At 67.3% G+C, this 21,115-nt stretch carries 18 protein-coding genes; 13 read left to right on the top strand and 5 right to left on the bottom strand.

Annotated elements, in window-relative coordinates; translation table 11 throughout:
- Nucleotide 1: 1 nt before the first annotated feature.
- Nucleotides 2-313 carry a hypothetical protein gene (locus AT701_RS18385; RefSeq protein ID WP_011729262.1) on the bottom strand — a complete coding sequence of 104 codons (312 nt, stop codon included), beginning with the start codon at nt 311-313 and terminating at the stop codon, nt 2-4.
- 13 nt (nt 314-326) lie between these two features.
- Complete coding sequence (locus AT701_RS18390) at nt 327-2,051, bottom strand: sodium:solute symporter family protein (RefSeq protein WP_058126367.1); 1,725 nt, start codon at nt 2,049-2,051, stop codon at nt 327-329.
- Between the two features lie 159 nt (nt 2,052-2,210).
- Between AT701_RS18390 and AT701_RS18395 the strand changes: the two genes are divergently transcribed.
- The 3 genes from AT701_RS18395 to AT701_RS18405 are packed head-to-tail and all read left to right on the top strand — an operon-like array spanning nt 2,211 to nt 5,187.
- Complete coding sequence (locus AT701_RS18395) at nt 2,211-3,017, top strand: DeoR/GlpR family DNA-binding transcription regulator (RefSeq protein ID WP_058126368.1); 807 nt, start codon at nt 2,211-2,213, stop codon at nt 3,015-3,017.
- Entirely contained in the window at nt 3,014-4,096 is a 1,083-nt protein-coding gene (gene galT / locus AT701_RS18400; protein ID WP_011729264.1) for a galactose-1-phosphate uridylyltransferase, read from the top strand. Before AT701_RS18395 ends, galT begins: the two co-directional genes overlap by 4 nt.
- 2 nt (nt 4,097-4,098) lie before the next feature.
- Nucleotides 4,099-5,187, top strand: coding sequence for a galactokinase (locus tag AT701_RS18405; RefSeq protein ID WP_058127661.1), 1,089 nt, complete (start codon nt 4,099-4,101; stop codon nt 5,185-5,187).
- A 75-nt stretch (nt 5,188-5,262) separates the two neighbouring features.
- Here the strand turns inward: AT701_RS18405 and AT701_RS18410 are convergent, their stop codons facing one another.
- Nucleotides 5,263-6,486 carry a cytochrome P450 gene (locus tag AT701_RS18410; RefSeq protein ID WP_058126369.1) on the bottom strand — a complete coding sequence of 408 codons (1,224 nt, stop codon included), beginning with the start codon at nt 6,484-6,486 and terminating at the stop codon, nt 5,263-5,265.
- Between the two features lie 95 nt (nt 6,487-6,581).
- On the opposite strand from AT701_RS18410, the gene AT701_RS18415 reads away from it, so the two are divergent.
- The 4 genes from AT701_RS18415 to AT701_RS18430 all read left to right on the top strand — a co-directional run bounded on the left by AT701_RS18415 (nt 6,582) and on the right by AT701_RS18430 (nt 11,130).
- Complete coding sequence (locus AT701_RS18415; protein ID WP_058126370.1) at nt 6,582-8,081, top strand: acyl-CoA synthetase; 1,500 nt, start codon at nt 6,582-6,584, stop codon at nt 8,079-8,081.
- 147 nt (nt 8,082-8,228) lie between these two features.
- The gene (locus tag AT701_RS18420) at nt 8,229-8,789 is read left to right on the top strand and encodes a hypothetical protein (protein WP_003895151.1); all 561 of its coding nucleotides are present in this window, start codon (nt 8,229-8,231) and stop codon (nt 8,787-8,789) included.
- 2 nt (nt 8,790-8,791) lie between these two features.
- A complete protein-coding gene (locus AT701_RS18425) occupies nt 8,792-10,123 on the top strand; it encodes a Dyp-type peroxidase (protein ID WP_011729271.1) in 1,332 nt (443 codons plus the stop codon).
- Nucleotides 10,120-11,130, top strand: coding sequence for a hypothetical protein (locus AT701_RS18430; protein ID WP_011729272.1), 1,011 nt, complete (start codon nt 10,120-10,122; stop codon nt 11,128-11,130). Before AT701_RS18425 ends, AT701_RS18430 begins: the two co-directional genes overlap by 4 nt.
- Before the next feature lie 3 nt (nt 11,131-11,133).
- Here the strand turns inward: AT701_RS18430 and AT701_RS35095 are convergent, their stop codons facing one another.
- A complete protein-coding gene (locus AT701_RS35095) occupies nt 11,134-12,213 on the bottom strand; it encodes a DUF7159 family protein (protein ID WP_014877794.1) in 1,080 nt (359 codons plus the stop codon).
- 386 nt (nt 12,214-12,599) lie between these two features.
- On the opposite strand from AT701_RS35095, the gene AT701_RS18440 reads away from it, so the two are divergent.
- From AT701_RS18440 to AT701_RS18465, 6 genes are all read left to right on the top strand, one after another.
- Nucleotides 12,600-13,451, top strand: coding sequence for an SDR family oxidoreductase (locus AT701_RS18440; RefSeq protein WP_029104152.1), 852 nt, complete (start codon nt 12,600-12,602; stop codon nt 13,449-13,451).
- Between the two features lie 19 nt (nt 13,452-13,470).
- Nucleotides 13,471-14,760, top strand: a complete 1,290-nt coding sequence (locus AT701_RS18445; protein WP_011729275.1) for a spinster family MFS transporter — start codon at nt 13,471-13,473, stop codon at nt 14,758-14,760.
- A 173-nt stretch (nt 14,761-14,933) separates the two neighbouring features.
- Complete coding sequence (gene aceA / locus AT701_RS35455) at nt 14,934-17,243, top strand: isocitrate lyase ICL2 (RefSeq protein ID WP_011729276.1); 2,310 nt, start codon at nt 14,934-14,936, stop codon at nt 17,241-17,243.
- A gap of 8 nt (nt 17,244-17,251) precedes the next feature.
- The gene (locus AT701_RS18455) at nt 17,252-17,863 is read left to right on the top strand and encodes a hypothetical protein (protein ID WP_058126371.1); all 612 of its coding nucleotides are present in this window, start codon (nt 17,252-17,254) and stop codon (nt 17,861-17,863) included.
- 60 nt (nt 17,864-17,923) lie between these two features.
- Nucleotides 17,924-19,012 carry a catalase family peroxidase gene (locus tag AT701_RS18460; protein ID WP_058126372.1) on the top strand — a complete coding sequence of 363 codons (1,089 nt, stop codon included), beginning with the start codon at nt 17,924-17,926 and terminating at the stop codon, nt 19,010-19,012.
- Nucleotides 19,009-19,587: a cytochrome b gene (locus tag AT701_RS18465; RefSeq protein WP_003895160.1), complete on the top strand. Its 579-nt coding sequence runs from the start codon at nt 19,009-19,011 to the stop codon at nt 19,585-19,587. Before AT701_RS18460 ends, AT701_RS18465 begins: the two co-directional genes overlap by 4 nt.
- Here AT701_RS18465 and AT701_RS18470 read toward each other — a convergent pair.
- The gene (locus tag AT701_RS18470; protein WP_011729279.1) at nt 19,570-20,898 is read right to left on the bottom strand and encodes an acyltransferase family protein; all 1,329 of its coding nucleotides are present in this window, start codon (nt 20,896-20,898) and stop codon (nt 19,570-19,572) included. The genes AT701_RS18465 and AT701_RS18470 overlap by 18 nt on opposite strands.
- Nucleotides 20,899-21,115 lie beyond the last annotated feature (217 nt).

Here is a 21,115-nt window from a genome sequence, read left to right on the forward strand (position 1 = left end):
ATCAGCTTGCGGCGCTGCCGTTTTCCTGATCGTCGTCGGCGACGGCGATCGGCCGCAGGTACGTCCACACGAAGAAGATCGCGGCGACGGCGATCAGTGCGACGCCCACCCACCAGTTCGCGTCGGTGCCGACGTAGAGGTCGACGCGATTGTCGGCGGGCCCGCTTTCGCGCTCGGCCAGCAGCCCGGGAGCCAGGCCGGCGATGACCAGCACCACGCCGTAGATCGCCATGAGCGCGCCGATGATGCTGCGGATGTCGAACAGGCGGAACCTGCGCTGTGCGTTGGCGTTACCGGGGGTTTTGTCGGACATTCGGACTCCAGGTTCAGTGGAAGACGATGTTGAGCACGACGGCGAGACCCAGCGCGACGGCAGCCAGCGGGGTTGCCCTCAGATACCAGGGTCTCCCGGCACTCTCGGGGTCGTGGAAGATCTCGCGCGGGGTCTCCGAGTACACCAGGCCCGCGAGTTCGTGCGCGGGCTTGGGTGTGGTCACCAGGCTCACCACGACGCTGACCGCGATGTCGACGACGAACGCGGCAGCGGCCGCCACGAACGGCACACCCTGGCCGGGCAGGTTGATGACGCCGCTCTCCCCCAGCAGGAAAACCGTGACGGCCGAGAGCGTTCCGGCCACCAGGCCGGTCCAGCCGGCGGTCGAGGTCATCCGGCGCCAGAACATGCCGAGGATGAACGTCGCGAACAGCGGCGCGTTGAAGAACCCGAACAGCGTCTGCAGATAGTCCATCAGGTTCGAGTAGCCCGCCGCGATCAGCGCGGTGAAGATCGCGAGGATGGTCGCGGCCACCGTCGCGATCCGGCCGACGCCGATGTAGTAGTTGTCCGGCCGGTCCTTGACCACGTACTGCTGCCAGATGTCGTAGCTGAACACCGTGTTGAACGCCGAGATGTTGGCGGCCATACCCGCCATGAACGATGCCAGAAGACCCGTGATGGCCACGCCGATCAGACCGTTGGGCAGGATGTCGCGGATCATCACGAGCATGGCGTCGTTGTAGGTGACCTCGCCGGAGCCCGTCGACTTGAGATGGACGACGTCGCCGATCACCGCACCGGCGATCATGCCGGGGATGACCACGACGAACGGGATGAACATCTTGGGGAACGCCGCGATGATCGGCGACCGTCGTGCCGAGGAGATCGAGTCCGACGCCATCGCGCGCTGCACCTCGACGAAGTTCGTCGTCCAGTACCCGAAGGACAGCACGAAACCGAGGCCGAACACGATGCCGATCACCGACCACACCGGGCTGGAGAAACCCGACAGCGCCTGACCGGGCCACGTGGTGAGCTGTTCGTCGACCGACGCGGTGACCGCGCCGTCGGACATGGTGTCGATCACCTTGTCCTTCAGGCCACTCCAGCCGCCGACCTTGATCAGGCCGAAGATCGTCAGCGGCACCAGGAAGGCGAGGATGACGAAGAACTGCAGCACCTCGTTGTAGATGGCCGCCGAGAGTCCGCCCAGCGCGGTGTAGGTGAGCACGATGAGCGCCGCGACGATCAGCGACAGCCACTGGTTCCAGCCCAGCAGCACGTTGATCACGGTCGCGAGCAGAAACAGGTTGACGCCCGCGATGAGCACCTGCGCGACGGCGAAGCTGATGGCGTTCACCAGGTGCGCGCCCGGCCCGAACCGCCTGCGCATGAACTCGGGCACGCTGCGGACCTTGGAGCCGTAGTAGAACGGCATCATCACGATGCCGAGGAACACCATGGCCGGGACGGCGCCGATCCAGTAGTAGTGCATGGTCGACAGGCCGATCTCGGCGCCGTTGGCCGACATGCCCATGATCTCGATGGCGCCCAGGTTGGCCGAGACGAACGCCAGGCCCGTCACCCACGCGGGCATGCGCCGCCCGGACAGGAAGAAGTCCAGGCTCGTCGAGATCTGGCTGCGCGCGACGTAGCCGATGCCCAGGACGAAGACGAAGTAAATCGCGATCAGCAGGTAGTCGATCGCACCGACCGAGAGGCGCAGGACGTTCTCCGCTGCCAGGTCTGCAGCCAGTGTTGTGGTCGTGGTCATCCACACCTCTGAGTGGTTCAAGATTCGACAAAAACAATCAGAAGGTAACAGCTTGATCGCCAGGGTATGTCACCCTGGGTTCGATTTTGTTTGTTATTGTTCGATTCCCCACGTCAGCAATACCCAAACCCGCCGCGTCCGAGGAGGTGTTCCGCGATCATGCTTGCCGCCGAACGCCGCCGGGCGATCCTGCGGGCCCTCGACGAGGGCGGCGGGGCCGTGCGGGTCGCCGACCTCGCTTCCCGGCTGCGTGTCTCCGAGATGACGGTGCGGCGCGACCTCGACGCCATGGATGCCGACGAACTGCTGCGCAAGGTGCACGGCGGCGCGGTCAGCCGGCACCACCGCGGCGAGGAACCCGGCTCCTCGGTCAAGGCCGCCCAGCAGCGCGCCGAGAAGGCCGCGATCGCCGAACTGGCGGCCTCGACCATCGACGACGGGGTCACGATCGCACTCAGCGCGGGCACCACGACCACCGAGCTGGCCCGACGGCTGCGCCGGCGCCCGTCGATCACCGTGGTCACCAATTCGCTGTCGGTGTTCGACGTGCTCACCGGCCGTACCGCCGATACCGCCGACGACGGCACCGAGGGACCGACGGTCCATCTGTGCGGGGGCACCCGCACACCGTCGGATGCCCTGGTGGGTCCGGTCGCCGAGACGGCGATCGCGTCGTTCCGGGTCGACGCCACCTATGTGGGCGTCCACGGCATCGATCCGGACGCCGGGCTCACCTCACCCAACATCGCTGAGGCACATACCAACCGGGCGCTGATCGCCATCGGCGCCAAGCTCGTCGTGCTGGCCGACCACACCAAGTACGGCGAGACCGGCACCAATGTCTTCGCCGACCTCAGGCAGGTCGACACGCTCATCACCGACGACAGACTGGCGGACGCGGATCGCGCGACGCTGGCCGGGCTCGTCGGCACCGTCATGACCGCCGAGGTGACCACACAACCATGACCCAACCACTGCGCTGGACGCTCGCCGACGGCCGCGAACAGCTGTACTTCTCGTTGCCCGGGCACACGCCCGCCCCGGTCGGCGACCGCAGACCCCTGCCGCCACGCGGAAACCAGCAGTCCGAACTGCGTTTCGACCGCCAGACCGGTCAGTGGGTGGTCATCGCCGCGCTGCGCCAGGACCGCACCTATCTGCCCGCGGCCGATCAGTGCCCGCTGTGCCCCGGCCCCACCGGTGAGACCAGCGAGGTGCCCGCACCCGACTACGACGTCGTGGTGTTCGAGAACCGCTTCCCCAGCCTGTCCGGCGGCGGGGAGTTCACGTTGCCCGACACCGCGGGCGCGGAGTTCCTGTCGGCACCGGGGCACGGTCGCTGCGAGGTGATCTGCTTCTCCAGCGACCACACCGGCGCCTTCTCGCAACTGCCGCTCCCCCACGCCCGCCTCGTGGTGTCGGCGTGGCGACACCGCACCGCGGATTTGTTGAGCCGCAACGGAATCGAGCAGGTGTTCTGCTTCGAGAACCGCGGCGAGGCCATCGGCGTCACGCTCAACCACCCGCACGGGCAGATCTACGGCTACCCGTACCTGACGCCGCGCACCGAGCAGATGCTGCGCGTCGCCGGGGAACACCGCGCCCGCAACGGCACCAACCTGTTCGCGGATCTGCTGGCACGCGAACGTGCCGACAGTGTGCGTGTGGTCGCGCAGACCGATTCGTTCACGGCGTTCGTGCCGTTCGCGGCGCGCTGGCCGGTCGAGGTGCACATCTACCCGAACCGGTTCGCGCACAGCCTGCTCGATCTCGACGACTCCGAACTCGACGAGTTCACCGAGATCTATCGTGACGTGCTGCAGCGGTTCGATCGCATGTATCCCACGGAGCTGCCGTACATCTCGGCGCTGCACCAGTACCGCGACAGCGAACGGCAGCGCGAGGGGTACTTCCACGTCGAGTTGATGTCGGTGCGGCGCAGCGAGAACAAACTCAAATACCTCGCCGGAAGCGAATCGGCGATGGATGCTTTCATCAGCGATGTGACGCCCGAGAGCGTCGCACAGCGACTTCGAGAGGTGTGACGGTGGGCGATACGGTCACCTACGCCGCCCCAGGGCGGATCAATCTGATCGGCGAGCACACCGATTACAACCTGGGTCTCGCACTACCCATCGCACTTCCCCAACGCGTCGTGGTGCGCTACCAACCAGACGACTCCGAGGCCATCACGGTGTCCAGCGCGCAGGAGTCCGGCGATGTCGTGGTCCCGCTCGACACCACACCCGGTGACATCACCGGATGGGCGGCCTACATCGCGGGCGTGGTGTGGGCGCTGCGCGACCGGGGCCACCGGGTCGAGGGCGGACGCATGTCGATCACCAGCGACGTCGAGATGGGGTCCGGTCTGGCGTCGTCGGCCGCGCTGGAGTGCGCCGTGCTGTCGGCGCTGACCCACGGGTCCGACATGGACCGCGTCGAGCAGGCCCGCATCGCGCAGTGCGCAGAGAACGTCTATGTCGGCGCCCCGACAGGCCTCATGGACCAACTCGCGTCGTTGTTCGGCGAACCCGGCCGCGCGATGCTGATCGACTTCCGCGAACTCTCGGTGCACCAGGTCCCGTTCACCCCCGAGACCGCGGGTCTGACGCTGCTGGTGATGAATTCGCGTGCGCCGCACCGTCATGCCGGCGGTGAATACGCCGCGCGACGGGCGTCGTGTGAGCGGGTCGCGGCGGCACTGGGCGTCGAGTCGTTGCGCGAGGTGCAGGACCGTGGCCTGGACGCGCTCGATGCGGTGACCGACGACGAGGATTTCCGCCGCGCGCGCCACATCCTCACCGAGAACCAGCGTGTGCTCGATGTCGTTGCGGCCCTGGAACAGTCCGATTTCGCCACGGCGGGCGAGATCCTGACGGCATCGCACGCGTCGATGCGTGACGACTTCGAGATCACCACCGCGCACATCGATCTGATCGCCGACACCGCCGTGCGGGCCGGAGCGCTCGGCGCCCGGCTGACCGGCGGCGGCTTCGGCGGCTGCGTGATCGCCCTCGTGCCCGAAGATCTCGCCGACTCCGTCGCCGAGACCGTGCGCTCGACGGTCGTCGCGGCCGGTCATCCCGAGCCCACGATCAGCCGGGCGCAGGCCGCGCCGGGGGCGGGCATCGTCTGAACATCTGCCGCCGCGCGTAACGCCACGGCGGAAAATCGCGCTCGGCACCGCCGTCACGTCACGAACGGCGAGCGCTCAGCCCACCAAGACGTCGAGGCGTTCCCATCCACGCACCGTCGACGTCGGCGCCAACCGTGCGGTCGAGTAGTCGATGTCCCACTCCGGAAAGCGGTTGAGCAGTTCGTCGAGGGCGACCCGCCCCTCCAGACGCGCGAGATTCGCGCCAAGGCAGTAATGCAGGCCCTTGCCGAAGGTCAGGTGGCTGATGTTGTCGCGGTGGATGTCGAACACGTCGGGGTCGGTGTACCTGCGCGGATCCCGGTTGGCCGCACCGAACAACAGCAACATCGCACTGCCCGCGGGCACGGTCTGCCCGTAGGCCTCGAAATCGCGCGCGACCCAACGGGCCACGTGCGGCCCGGTCGGCTCGAACCGCAGGGTCTCGTCGACGGCGCGGGTCAGCAATGAGCGGTCCTGCTCGATCTGCCGTCGCTGATCGGGATGCTCGGCGAGCACCTTGGCCAGCCAACCGATGAGCCGGCCGGTGGTCTCGTTGCCCGCCCCGGCCACCACCTGCGTGTAGTGCAGCACCTCTTTGCGCGTGAGCTTGCGGGTGACGCCGTGCTCGTCGGTGAACTCAACACCCAGCAGCGCGGTCATCAGATCGTCGGACGGGTTCTTCGACCGCCATTCGACGTAGTCGGCGTAGATCCGGCCGTCGGCGATCTTGTCGGCCTGCGCCACCTTCATCGGGGCACCGGGCTTGGTGCGCAGGTTGGCGTCGTTGGCGTCGCGCACCCCGATCTGCTCGGATTCCGGGATGCCCAGCAGCATCCCGATGACGCGCATCGGCATCGTCGACGCCAGCTCGGCGATGATGTCGAATCGGTCGGATCCCACCAGCGGGTCCAGGCACCGCACGCAGTACCGCCGAATCTGGTCTTCGATCTCGGCCATCCGCCGCGGCGTGAACACCCGCGACATCAGCCCGCGCAGCATCGTGTGCATGGGCGGGTCGGTGAACATCATGACCCCGGGCGGCATGTCGAAGTCCGACTTCACCAGCTCGAGGATGTCGCTGCGACTGTTGGAGAACGTCTCCCAGTTCGCCAGGGCGCTTTCGACGTCGGCGTGGCGTGACAGCGCCCAGAAGCCGTAGCGTTCGTTGTGGTAGAGCGGGGCCTCGTCGCGCAACCGGGCGTACACCGGGTAGGGGTCGGCGACGATACCCACGTCGTAGGGGTCGTAGTAGGGCCCCGCCACGTCCGTGACCACGACACCGCTGTCGTCGACCGTCATCGCTCACCTCTGTCACGCGCCGAATTTGGGCGATCGCCCAATATCTAGACTGAGGCCATGTCTAGCAGTCGCCGAGTTGCACGGTCAAGGATCCGATGAGCCTCCTGCACCAGCTGATCTCGTCCGTCGCGGCGGCCGCACCGCACCGTCCGGCGATCATCGCCGACGACGGTTCGACGATCGGCTATGCCGAGTTCGACCACCAGATCCGCGCTGTCGCACGCTGGATCGCGAGCCGCACCGAGCCCGGCGACCGGGTGGCGGTGATCGCCGACAACAGCCCGGCGTACGCCGTGCTCTACTACGCCGTGCCGCTCGGCGGACGCGTCCTCACGCTGATCAACCAGCGCCTCAGCCCCGCCGAGCAGGCCGCGCAACTGGAGACGACGCGTCCCGCGCTGGTCCTCGGCGACACCGTGTACCTCGACGCGCTGCCGCAGATCGACTCCGTCGCGTTCGGCTCGCCGGCCTGGCGGGACGCCGTGAGCACCACCGCAGCCGCGCCCGAGGTTGATCACGCCGAAGCGCAACCCGGCGACCCGGCCTGGCTGCTGTTCACCAGCGGATCCACCGGTGTACCGAAAGGTGTTGTGCACAGCCATCGTTCGATTCTCGCGGCGGTACACGGGACGGTCGACGGCCGGTCGGTGACGCCGGCCGGTGTGTACCTGCTGCCCTTCCCCATGTGCCACATCGCGGGCTACAACATGCTGGTGCAGCACGCCGTCGGCGCCACGGTGGTGCTCATGTCACGGTTCCGGCCCGAGTCGTTCGCCGCTCAGGTACGCGCCCACGGTGTGCGGTCGTGTTCGTTGGCGCCGACGATGCTGCACGCCCTGCTCGCCCATGTGGAGAGCACCGGTACGACACTGCCGACCCTGGAGGCCGTCGCCTACGGATCCGCCGCGATGCCGCTGGACCTGCTGCGCCGCGCGATCGAGGCCCTCGGGGTGGAGTTCCACCAGGGGTACGGCATGACCGAAACCGGCGGCAATGTCACATTTCTCGGCCCGGACGACCACCGCGCCGGCGCGGCGGGCCACCCCGAGGTGCTCGTGAGCGCCGGGCACCCGCACAGCGGGGTCGAGATCGGCATCGTCGACGCCGACGGGGCGCCGCTGCCGCCGGGCGGGATCGGCGAGATCGTGGTGCGCGGAGCGCAGGTGGCGCGCGGGTATTGGCCCGACCGCCCCAGCACGGTCGACGGTTGGTTGCACACCGGCGACATCGGACGACTCGACCACACGGGCCGGTTGTTCGTGGTGGACCGCCTCAAGGACATCATCGTGACCGGTGGTGAGAACGTCTCGTCCAGGGAGGTCGAGGACGTGCTGTCCGGGCATCCCGACGTCGACATGGTCGCTGTGGTGGGTGTGCCCGACGACTACTGGGGCGAGGCCGTATGTGCCGTGGTCGTCCCGGTGCCGGGACGCAACCCGCGCCCGGACGACCTGATCGACCATGTGCGCTCGGCCATCGCCGCATTCAAGCGACCCAGAGAGGTGCTGTTCGTCGACGAGTTGCCACTCACCGGCAACGGCAAGATCGCCAAGGACCGCGTGCGGGACATCGCGCGCACCGCCCTCACCGCCTGACCGTCCGCGAGCGTGAAACCTCAGCGAGAAAACTCGCAAAGAATCGCAGAGGTTTCACAATCGCAGGGCGCCGATTCGCCGTTCGGGCAACCGCGCAACTGAAGGGTGCTAAATTCGCCGCACCACTTTCGAAGAGGGAGGCAGAAAATGACTGCCACCGACCCCGACTGGATCACACCCGCCGCCATGGCGATACCGCCGGACGGATACTTCGAACTCGAACGGGGCCGTTACGGACCCGTCTTCCCGAGAACGCCCGCATGCCACGGATTCTCCATCATCGCGAAGGTCAAAGAGGGTCGCGAAGAGGCCGTACGCGCATACGGCAAACAGATCCAAGACGCAGTCGCGGACACACCCGAAGTCCTCGCACCACTGCGACTGCATTATCTGCGCTGGCTGCTGTTCGACGTCGGGTCGGGATTGCATTTCCAATATCAAGGAATCTTCGATACGGACTTCGACAAGTACACCGAAGACGCCGTACAACTGTTCAGCGCCACCGGGATTACTACCGTTTTCACAAATCTCGAAGGATTTCCGGCGGATTGGAAAGAGAATCCGGATGCGTTCATCCGGTTCGTCCGGGAGCATCAGGTGCCGAGTTTCCTCGAGTACGGCGAGTATCCCTACGTGACGGCTGACGAGATCAAGAAGGCGTTGCGCCTCAAGTCGGCGTTCTCGACCATGCTCGACCAGATGCAGTGACAGTGCTCGACCTCGACGACATCCAGCACATCCTGCTGACCCGCACACCGGCCATCACCGGGCGATACGAATTCCTGACATTTGACACCCCCGCCGGTGGGCGTGCCTGGCTCACCGCGCTTCTGGACAAGGTGCAGTCCGCGGCCGATGTCCGGGCATCGATGGACACCTCTGACCGTTGGGTCACTTTGGCGTTCACATGGACCGGGCTGCGGGCGCTCGGCGTGCCCGAGGAGTCCCTGTCGACATTTCCGGACGAGTTCCGCGAGGGTATGGCCGCGCGCGCGAGCATCCTCGGCGACACCGGCGCCAACGCACCCGAGCACTGGCCGGGCGGACTGGCGGGAACCGACCTGCATGCGATCGCGATCCTGTTCTCCCGCAACGAAGAACAATGCCGGAAGTCCATCAGCGAACACGACCGCCTGCTGAGCCGCACCAACGGTGTGCGCAGCCTGTCGCACCTCGATCTCAACGCATCACCGCCGTTCGACCACGCGCACGATCACTTCGGCTTCCGCGATCGCCTGTCGCAACCCGTGATGAAGTATTCGGGTGAGGAACCGACCCCGGGTTCGGGCGACGCCCTCGAACCCGGCGAGTTCATCCTGGGCTATCCCGACGAATCGGGTCCGGTCGCACATCTCCCCCAGCCCGTGGTGTTGTCCCGCAACGGCAGTTTCATGGCCTACCGGCGGCTGCAGGAACACGTCGGAGTGTTTCGCGAGTACCTGCGCGAACATTCCGACGATCCCGCCGGCGAGGCACTGCTGGCCGCGAAGTTCATGGGCCGGTGGCGCAGCGGTGCGCCGCTGGTACTCGCGCCCGAGTGTGACGATCCAGCACTCGGAGCAGATCCCATGCGCAACAACAATTTCAACTACAAGGACATGGACCCGTTCGGTTACGCATGCCCGCTGGGATCGCATGCGCGCCGACTCAACCCGCGTGACACCGCGCACTACATGAACCGGCGACGCATGATCCGGCGCGGCGCCACCTACGGTCCCGCCCTGCCGGAGGGGGCGCCCGACGACGGCGTGGAGCGCGGTATCGCCGCGTTCATCATCTGCGCGGACCTCGTCCGCCAATTCGAGTTCGCCCAGAATGTGTGGATCAACGACAAGACGTTCCACGAGTTGGGCAACGAGCACGACCCGATCTGCGGGACCCAGGACGGGACCATGGATTTCACCGTGCCCAAGCGGCCGATCCGTAAGGTCCACAAGGGACTTCCTGCGTTCACCTCGGTCAGAGGCGGCGCGTACTTCTTCCTTCCCGGTATCTCGGCGTTGCGATACCTCGCTGCGCTGAAAGACGAGGTGACGGCATGACGGGCGGACCGGCGCGCACGTACAACCAGGCCCACATACCGCGTATGCGCAACGGCCGCAGACGCATCAGCATCTACTGGACCTGGAGCTACCCCTGGGAGTCACAGCGAGACCCGGCCGCGATGGAGAACCGGTTTTCGACGATGACCGAGGTGCGCAACGTGTTGTGGCCGTCGTATGAGACAACCGAGTACGACTCCGCCCACTTCCTGCAGGGTATCGCGGGAACCCTTGAGCTGTTCCATCGTTCGACGCTGGCGTTCCAAACCCTGGTCGGCGACGTCACCGGTCATCCGGTCGCGGTGTTCCAGCGCATCGATCAGGCCGGGTACCGACTGCCGATCGACGAGCGCATCCTGGCCGACTGCGACACCCTCATGGTGTTCGGCCTCGACCACGTGCTCTCCGAGCAGGAGGCCGACACCGGAGAGGTCGAGGCGATCCGTGGGTGGCTACGTCGCGAAGGAACGTGTCTGCTGCTGGCTCCACACCATGACGTGGGCGACACCGCCGACTTCGGCCGGCGGCAGGTCGAGTATCTGCACCACGGCGATGCGCTGGTCCCCCGGCAACAACGCTTCGGCCAGTACACGCGATCGTTGATGCGCGCGCTCGGCGTGCCGGTGCACAACATGTGGGGTCTGCGACCGGCTACGGTCGCCGGCACCTCCGAGATCGCCCCGCTGACCGCGGTACGGGATCTTGACGGACCGGGACTGCTGGCAGACGTACCGACCTTCAACTTCCATCCGCACCTGCCGCACTACCAGCTCACGGCGCCCGAGAGCGACACGCTGCGGGTCCTCGGCCGTCAGCGTGTGGACCTGACTCGGCCACACCCGTTCACCGAGGCGGGCAACACCGAGTTCAACGCACTGATCTGGATGCCGCCGGACGGCGAACGCGCCGGGGACATCGTGCTCGTCGACTCCACCAATTTCACGACGTTGTTCGGCGGTACCGACAGCCTGAAGCGCCTGTGGCACAACCTCGCCACCATGGCGTGAGGATCACGGCAGACCGGAAACCAGCGGGTTCAGCGATACCGGGCGCGGTGCGAGAACCAGTCCGGGCAGCGGCGCCTCGGCCGGCGGCGCCGATGCCTCCGCGGGCCCGGGTAGCGCCTCGGCCGCCTGCGGGATGATCACTTGCGAATCTGGTTGTATTTCTGGGGTTTCCGGTGCGTTCACGGGGCCGGGCAACACACCGGGAACCGGCATCGCTCCCGCGGGCATGCCTTCGGGCAGGTGCGGCATGGGAGGTGCGAATTCGGGTGCGCCGACCGGGTTCTGCAGGTGTTGCACGCCGAGTGCCGGCGTGACCTCGGGAGCGGCCTGCTGCACAGGCTGCACCGCGGCCGGTTGCGGTTGCGGGCGCGCGAAGAGCACCTGCGGCTCTGACGCCCTCTGTGTGACCGACCCGGAAGCTGTCGATGACGCCTTCGACGTGGACTGCCGCACAGGTTTTGTCACCGTCCGCACGGTGTCTGGTTGCGGAATGTGGGGAACTGCGGCGGTGACGATCTGGATGGGGCCGCCTGCGGTCAGCGCCTGATCCTCTGGTTCGGTCTCGCCGGCGATGAACGTCGACCCGACGGCGGACAGCGCTACCACCGCCGCGGCGGCCGCGGTGCCTGCGATGCGCAGCGCCGTGCTCCGGTGCCGGCACGGCGGCAGCAGACACCTCACCCGCGCGGCCGGGACCGCGTCGGTGGCCACGGCCTGCGCGGCGGCGAGTGCCGTCGCCTCGAGCTCACCCGCGTCGCCGTCGTCGAGAAACTCCCGCGGCACGGTCCGTACATCGTCGAAACCGGCGGACTTCAGCGCTGCGACGATCGCCTCGGCGTGGACGCCGACGTCGTCGCTGCAGATCAGGCCAATGGCCCCGATGTCGTCACCGCTCGACGCGGCGATCCCCCGGGCACCGCGCGCCGCGGCGGCACAGCGCTCGGCCAGCACGTCGTCGGCGTCCACCTCGAAGGCGTCGTCGTCCAGAACTGCGGCGTCGGTGTCGGGGTATCCGGCCCGTTCATCGATCAGGACCCAGCCGACGCCCGCGGACGTCGCCGACAATCCCAATACCGTCTTCACCCGTATGGCCCCAATTCAGTCGCAGTGCCGGCGTGATCGGCGACGAGCCTATTTCGGTCGTTGCCGGACGGCATCCCGAGATCGACCGCCAATTGCACAACGATCACGTCAGAACACCGCCTTGCCGCATCTATCGACGTCCACCCCGAGCGCGTTACCCGCGCGTTGACCTCGATCTATACGCCGATCTATACGCCGCCGCCGGGGCGCGTTCACGGCGAATCCGCAAGATTTTCATCAAGTCCTCATCAAATGAGAATCCGGTTAATGCGGGCACGCGGTTCGCCTGCGGCGTCCCGCCAGGTGCAACCGCTGCTCGGACACGGTGACGGCGTATGCCACAGTTTCTGTCGACGTTTTCTGTCGGCGGCTGTCCAGGAGGAATCATCGGCACGTACGCGGTCACCGGAGCGGCATCCGGAATGGGATACCAGGCGGCCCAGAAGCTGCGGGAACAAGGCCACACCGTCATCGGTGTCGACCTCAAAGAGGGTGAGGTGGTCTCCGATCTGTCGACTCCGGAGGGCCGCCGCCGTGCGGCCGACGAGGTCATGAGGCTCTCCGGTGGCAGGCTCGACGGCGCGGTGCTCGCCGCGGGCCTCGGGCCCGGGCCCGGCGCAGAGCGCCCGAGGCTCATCGCCGAGGTCAACTTCCTCGGCGTGGTCGAACTGTTGGAGGCGTGGCGTCCCGCGCTCGCTGCCGCCGACCGGGCGAAGGTCGTCGTGCTGAGCAGCAACTCCACCACCACGACGCCCGCCGTCCCGGCACGCGCGATCCGGGCCCTGCTGGCCCGCGACACCGACAAGGCGGTCCGCACGGTACGGGTGCTGGGCCGGGCAGGCACGCCGATCATGTACGCGGCGTCCAAGATCGCGGTCAGCCGCTGGGTGCGGCGTACTGCCGTGAGTGCGGCGTGGGCCGGTGCCGGCATCCGCCTGAACGCGCTGGCGCCGGGCGCGATCATGACTCCGCTGCTGCAGAGCCAGCTCGCAGAACCACTCGAATCCAAGGCCGTACGCGCATTCCCGGTGCCCATCGGAGGTTTCGGCGACGCGGGGCAGCTGGCCGACTGGATCTGCTTCATGCTCTCGGATTCCGCGGATTTCCTGTGCGGCAGCGTCGTCTTCGTCGACGGTGGGTCCGACGCGTACTTCCGCGCCACCTCCTGGCCGCGCGCGGTCCCGGTGCGCGGGCTCGCGCAGTACCTGTGGCGATTCAAACGCGGCGCTGGGCGCTGATCCCGACGAGGAGACGCTGATGTCAGCACCACAGGCGGCGATCGACACCGATCACGCGGACCGCCACGGCCCTCGGCGGGCGTGGGCCGCTGTCGGCGTGCTCGCGCTGGTCGGCACCCTGAACTATGTCGACCGGTTCCTGCCGTCGGTGCTGGCCGAGCCGATCAAGCACGATCTTGAATTGTCCGACACCGCAATCGGTGTCATCAACGGGTTCGGATTCCTCATCGTGTACGCCGTGATGGGCATCGCGGTCGCGCGCGTCGCCGACCGTGGCGCGTTCGGCGCCGTGGTCGCCGGGTGCCTCACGTTGTGGGGCACCATGACGATGCTCGGCGGCGCGGTGCAGTCGGGGTTCCAGTTGGCCCTCACCCGCGTGGGCGTCGCGATCGGTGAAGCCGGCAGCACCCCGGCCGCCCACGCCTACGTCGCACGCAACTTCGTGCCGCAGCGGCGTTCGGCCCCGCTCGCGGTGATCACCATCGCCATACCGCTGGCCAGCACGGCCAGCCTGCTCGGCGGCGGTCTGCTGGCCCAAAGCCTGGGCTGGCGTACGGCATTCGTGATCATGGGTGCGGTGAGCGTGGTGCTCGCGCCGCTCGTGCTGCTGGTGGTCGGGGTGCGCCAGTCGTTGCCCGCGGCGCCTGCGGTGGTGGACAAGACCGCAGGCGGGTGGTGGAACCTGCTGCGCAAGCCCAGCTTCCTCATCGTCGTGGCGGGCACTGCGTTCATCTCGGCAGCCGGATATTCGCTCACCACGTTCTCCCCCGCGTTTCTCATGCGCACACGCGGAATGTCGCTCGGTGAGGTCGGCGTCGAGTACGGCCTGGCCACCGGTGCGATCGGGGTGCTCGGGCTGCTCATCGTCGGACGCCTCGCCGATCGGTTGGCCGAACGGGACCCGCGCTGGCTGCTGTGGATCGTGGTGACGCTGACGCTGGTGCTGCTGCCTGCCTCGGTGCTGGCGTTCGTCGTCGAGGACAGGATGCTGTGCGTACTTTTCCTGGCGCTGAGCTACGCGATCGGCACGTCGTATCTGGCGCCTTCGATCGCGGCCATCCAGCGCCTGGTGCTGCCCGAGCAGCGCGCGACGGCCTCGGCGATGTTCCTGTTCTTCAACGCGGTGTTCGGATCGGTCGGCCCGTTCGTGGTCGGGATGCTCAGCGACTCGCTGACCGACGACCTGGGCGCGCAGGCGCTCGGTCGGGCCCTGCTCCTGCTGGTGGCCGCGATGCAGCTGGTCGGGGCGATCTGCTACTGGCTGGCCTCGGCGCGCTACCGTCGCGACATCATCGAAGAGGCTCGCTGAGTTCTGCGCTCGCGGCGAGGCAAACCTGGTGGTGCCCGCCGCCAACGCCGCGCGGTCGACCCACCATAGGGTTCCTGCCCGCCCTGCGGTGAAGGTCCTGGAAAAACTCTGAACCCGGCCCCGTCACGCCGATTCGAGGCAATGATTGGGGTACCCGAGTCAGGAGCGGACATATGGCAACAATCGAAGCCAACGCACACAACCTGTCGTCATCGGCAAAGGACTTCGACAGTGAGGTGGCTGCCACGCAGGCCTACTTCGACAGTCCACGGTTCGAGGGCATCACCCGGCTGTACTCGGCCCGTCAGGTCGTCGAGCAACGCGGCACGATCGCCACCGACCACACCGTGGCCCGTGAGGCCGCGGAGGCGTTCCACCCCTACCTGCGCGAGTTGTTCGCCCAGAAGAAGAGCATCACGACGTTCGGCCCGTACTCCCCGGGACAGGCCGTGGTGATGAAACGCATGGGTATCGGCGGCATCTACCTCGGTGGGTGGGCGACCTCGGCGAAGGGCTCGATCAGTGAGGATCCGGGTCCGGACCTCGCGAGCTACCCGCTGAGTCAGGTTCCCGACGAGGCCGCAGGCCTGGTGCGGGCGCTGCTCACCGCCGACCGCAACCAGCACTACCTGCGCCTGCAGATGACGCCCGAACAGCGCGAGGCCCAGCCGCCCGTCGACTACCGGCCCTTCATCATCGCCGACGCCGACACCGGCCACGGCGGAGATCCGCACGTACGCAACCTGATCCGTCGCTTCGTTGAATCCGGAGTGCCCGGCTACCACATCGAGGACCAGCGGCCCGGCACCAAGAAGTGCGGCCATCAGGGCGGCAAGGTGCTCGTGCCGTCGGACGAGCAGATCAAACGGCTCAACACCGCACGCTTCCAGCTCGACATCATGCGGGTGCCGGGAATCATCGTGGCGCGCACCGACGCCGAGGCCGCGAACCTGATCGACAGCCGCGCCGACGAGCGGGATCAGCCGTTCCTGCTCGGCGTCACCAACCTCAAGATCCCGTCGTACAAGTCGTGTTTCCTGGCGATGATGCGGCGGTTCTACGACCAGGGCCTGACCGAGATCAACGGTCACCTGCTCTACGACCTGCCCGAAGGCCAGTACGAAGCTGCCGAGGCGTGGCTGACCGGCGCGGGCATCATGGACGAGATCGCCGCGGCGGTCGAGTCGTGGACGTCCGGCGCCGCATCCTCGGTCGACGCCCTGTACGACGCGGTCGAGTCGAAGTTCGTCGACGCCTGGCAGGACGACGCGGGCCTCAACACCTACGGCGAGGCGGTCGCCGAGGTCATCGAGTTCCGTGAACGTGAGGGTGAATCCGTCGCGATGAGCGCCGCCGAGTGGCGCGAGTTCGCCACCAGAGCGCCGTTGTACACGGCCACCAACAAGGCGAGAGAACTCGGCGTCGACGTCGCGTGGGACTGCGAACCGGCCAAGACCCCGGAAGGCTACTACCAGGTGCGCGGCGGAATTCCGTACGCCATCGCCAAATCGCTGGCCGCCGCGCCGTTCGCGGACATCCTGTGGATGGAGACCAAGACCGCCGATCTGGCCGACGCCAAGCAGTTCGCCGACGCGATCCACGCCGTGTACCCCGATCAGATGCTGGCCTACAACCTGTCGCCGTCGTTCAACTGGGACACCACGGGCATGACCGACGACGAGATGCGGGCGTTCCCCGAGGAACTCGGCAAGATGGGGTTCGTCTTCAACTTCATCACCTACGGCGGTCACCAGGTGGACGGCGTGGCGTGCGAGGAGTTCGCGACCTCACTGCGCCAGGAGGGCATGCTGGCGCTGGCCCGGCTGCAGCGCAAGATGCGCCTGGTCGAATCCCCCTATCGCACACCGCAAACGCTCGTCGGCGGGCCACGCAGCGACGCGGCCCTGGCGGCGTCCTCCGGACGGACAGCGACCACCAAGGCCATGGGCAAGGGCTCCACGCAGCACCAGCACCTGGTGCAAACCGAGGTGCCCAAGAAGCTGCTCGAGGAATGGCTCGCGATGTGGAGCGAGCACTACGGGTTGCCCGAAAAACTCCACGTGCAACTGCGCCCGCGGCGCGCGGGTTCCGACGTGCTGGACCTGCAGATCCTGGGCGAGGGCGGCGACGGCACAGACCCGCTGGCCAACGTGGTCGTCGACCCCATCAAGGATCGCCACGGCCGCAGCATCCTCACGGTGCGTGACCAGAACACGTTCGCTGAGCAGATGCGCAAGAAACGCCTGATGGACCTGATCCACCTGTGGCTGATCCACCGTTTCAAGGCCGAGATCGTGTATTACGTGACGCCCACCGAGGACAACATCTACCAGACCGAGAAGATGAAAGCGCACGGCATCTTCAGCGATGTCTACCAGGAGGTCGGCGAGATCATCGTGGCCGACGTCAACAAGCCCCGTATCGAGGAACTGCTGGCCTCCGACCGTGAGGCACTGGGTCGGCTGATCCGCAAGGAGGACTGAAAAGCGGCATGCCGCTGCAGAACCGTGTCGCCCCGACCGGCGCCGTCATCGCCGCGGCGGGGCGCGGCACCTTCATGGGCAACCGCGGCATCCTGCACGACGACACCGGGCGCATCGTGCGCGCGTCACGAAACCGGGCGTGGCTGATCTGCCGTCTCGATTTCAAGGGCCGCAGACGTGAGTTGATGCGCCCGGGCACATACACCGAGTTGTTCTTCCTCGACGAAGCGGTGGCACTCGCCGCCGGGCACCGGCCCTGCGGCGAATGCCGACGCGAGTTCTACCGTGCGTACATCGATGCGGTCAGTGCGCAGAACCCCGAGCCGATCCGGGGCGCACAGGAACTGGACAGGAAAGTCAACGCATCCCGTCAGCTTCCGCGCACCACATCGCACCTCGACGCACTGCCCGACGGTACGTTTCTCCTCATGGGCGACAACGACTTTCGGCTCCTCTGGCAGGGCGGGTTGCACCGCTGGTCGCCGCAGGGTTACACCGGCGTGATTCCTGCCGCGTACGGCCCGGAATTCGCAGCGGTGCTCACGCCGGAATTGTCAATTCACGCGCTGCGCAAGGGATATCCTGTTCAGGTCCACCCCACCGCGCGCCAAAGACCTTGAGCACCCGTCACACTTCGGTAATCACTTTCGGGCAGTCGTCGGCCGCCGACCTGTGGCTTAATGAATGCCGTGCCCGATAATCCCAAGCCGGTCCTGAACCGGCGCAGAGTCCTGCTGGGAGCGGCGGCGATCGGCGGCTTCTTGGCCGTGGACCTCGGAGCGTTGCTGTTCGCCACCAACACCCTTGGGACGCAACGACTCACCCCGAGAGCAATTCTCGAGGCGCTCGCCCCACCCGGCGGCCGACCCCGCGGCTACCGCGCCAACCATGCCAAAGGCGTCGCGGTATCCGGCTATTTCGACAGCAATGGCAACGGCCAGGAGATCTCCCGCGCCGCCGGGTTGGCGCCCGGGCGAACACCGGTCATCGGCCGGTTCTCGTTCGGTGGCAGCGACCCGCATGTGGCCGACGATCCGTCGCTGGCCCGTGGCCTGGGCCTGGCGTTCGGCTTTCCCTCCGGTCAGCAGTGGCGGACGGCCATGCTGAGTCTGCCGGTTTTCCCCGACAAGACACCAGAGGGTTTCTACGAACGCACACTGGCCGGAAAACCCTTGCCCTCCACGGGTAAACCGGATCCCGATGCGATGCCGAAGTACCTTGCCGCACATCCGGAGACCAAAGCCGCGTTGGACATCATCAAAGCCACGAAACCGAGTCCCGGCTTCGCCGACAGCACCTTCCGCAGCCTGATGGCGTTCTACTTCGTCGACGACAAGGGAGTGCGCACCCCGGTGCGCTGGTCGTTGGAGCCCATGCAGGCAGCGCTGCCCGCAGGCACCGGGGACGACCGCCTGTTCGACGCACTGGTCCGGCAGATACGCAGCGGTCCCGTGCGGTGGAGGCTGCTGCTCACCGTCGGTGAGCAGCAGGACCCGGTCACCGACGCCACCGTGCCCTGGCCCGCCGATCGGCGCGTCATCGACGCAGGGACGCTGACCCTGGACACTGTCGAGACCGACGGTCCGGGCAACGGACGCGACGTCAACTTCGATCCGCTGGTGCTGCCCGACGGTATCGAGCCGTCCGAGGACCCGATGCTCAGTGCGCGGTCGGCGGCCTACGCCGCGTCCTACCGGCTGCGCACGAGTGAGACTCCGTCGATCCCGCCCGAGGTACAGGTCGACAAGGTCGAGGAGGTGGCGCAGTGACGGCCACCGGCACCGACGAGACCATCGCACCGACCACCACACAGGCACGGCACGCGGTATCGACCAGGGTGTTCCACTGGCTCACCGCGATTCTCGTTTTCGCCGCGCTGTTCATCGGCTTCGTGATGGTGAATTCGGTGGCCAGTTATGCCCAGCTGCTGGTCATCCACAAGGCACTGGGTGTCACGATCCTGGTGGTCGTGGTGATCCGCATCGGCAACCGGCTCTTTCACCGCGGCCCGCCGCTTCCGTCGACCGTCGGCGCACTCGAGCGCAAAGCCGTTGTGCTGTCCGAGGTTTCGATGTACGCCCTGCTGGTCGCCCAGCCGCTGATCGGGTGGGCGATGCTGTCGGCCGCGGGAAATCACGTCGCGGTGTTCAACCTCGTGCGGCTTCCCCGTATCGCACCGTTCAGCGCCGATCTCTACGGCGTGCTGCGCCAGGCGCACACGGTGGCGGCGTTCCTGTTGGTCGCGGCGATCGCAGCACACGTCTGCGCGGTGCTGCTGCACAGCGTCACGCTGCGTGACGGGATGCTGCGCCGAATGACCTTCGGGTCATCCACGCGCGGCTGAGCCGGTCCCGGCCGGACCTGTCCGGCCCGCGCACAGCCTGGCCGCGGCCGTCGACGCCACGAAACCGGCGAGTGCCGACCATCCCACGACGCCGTCGAGACCGTTCTTGGCCATGAGCGTCAGCACCGCGCCGGCCACGCAGATCAGCGCGCCGGCGACGATCGACCGGGCGCCGGTCGCCTGCACCTGGTCATCCCACCAGGGCAGCGGCCGGTGCTCGATCGGCGACAACAAACGAAACGCGATGGCCATCAGCACGGCGAACACCACGGCGCGCAGGGCCAGTAGCCCCCAGAATTCCGGGGCGTGCGGGTCGAACGCGTCGAGACCGAGCGCGTGCAGACCCAACGCCGCCGCGGCGATCACGGGGATGTGCCACAGGTACAACGTCATCGCTCCCCCGTTGCCGACGGCGACCACGTGCCACACGCGGGGCCGGTGCGCCCAGCGGCCGACGGCGCGGGCGCATGCGACGAACAGGCACGACACCCACGTGCAGTGCAGGGCGAGCAGCATCGTGGGCGGAGACACGTTGGACACGCGCTCGGCGCCGGTCACCACGAGTGACACGTCGTACGGCCCGACCAGCGCGAGCATGATCTGCCCGGCGAGGGTGCACACCGCGACGGCCAAGGCGATGCGCGGGCGGATGAGCCTGCGCGCGTAGGCCACGCCGATCACCACGGGAATGAGCCACACGACCACCAGGTTGGCGGTGCCCGCCGCAGGGGTGCCCACGGCGAAGCGCAGGCCGTCGAATACGGCGGCGAGCGCCACAAGAGCGGTCACCAACGCGCCCACCGCACGCCCCGAGGACATACGGGTGAGTGCCGGCACGAACGCCAACACCACGAGGTACACGCCCAGGAACCACAGCAGCGCCACACACTCGCGTCCCAGCGCCGCGGTCGAATCGGCCCCCAGCGTGAGGTGCACGGCGACCAGGGCGACCACCCACGCCGCGAGATAGGCGAACACCGGCCGGCACAGGCGCTGGGCACGGGTGAACAGCCACGTCCCCCACGGTGTTCCCGCATGCCGGCTGTAGGTCCCTGCCGCTCCGCCCGCGAGGAAGAACAGCGGCATCACCTGCAGGATCCACGTGATGGGCGCCAGTGCGGGCAGCGCGCCGAGGATGTTGCCGACGCGCACGCCGGTGGAGTCGATCGTCGCGAGCAGCAGGGCACAGTGCCCGAACATCACCGCGACCAGCGCCGCGAGGCGCGCGACGTCGACCGCACGGTCGCGGTCGGGCCGCGTGGCACGGTCGACGTCTGATGCCCGGGTCGGCACGGCTTCAGGTGTCGGCATGCGTTTCAGTGTGCCCGCAGCGGGGCCCCGGGATATGCGTAGTACTACTCGATCCAAGCTTCGATTCGGCGGGTCTCACACGAACCCGATCTGACACACATCGGTGAGCGGGGACGTGACGAGCTCCTCGTCGCTGAGGAACTCGCGCCGCGACAGCGTGTACCCCGTTGGCGCACTTGGTATTACAACGGTCACCGCGAACCTCCTGTGCCGATGA

Source organism: Mycolicibacterium smegmatis (assembly GCF_001457595.1).
In the GTDB taxonomy this organism is placed as follows: Bacteria; Actinomycetota; Actinomycetes; order Mycobacteriales; family Mycobacteriaceae; genus Mycobacterium; species Mycobacterium smegmatis.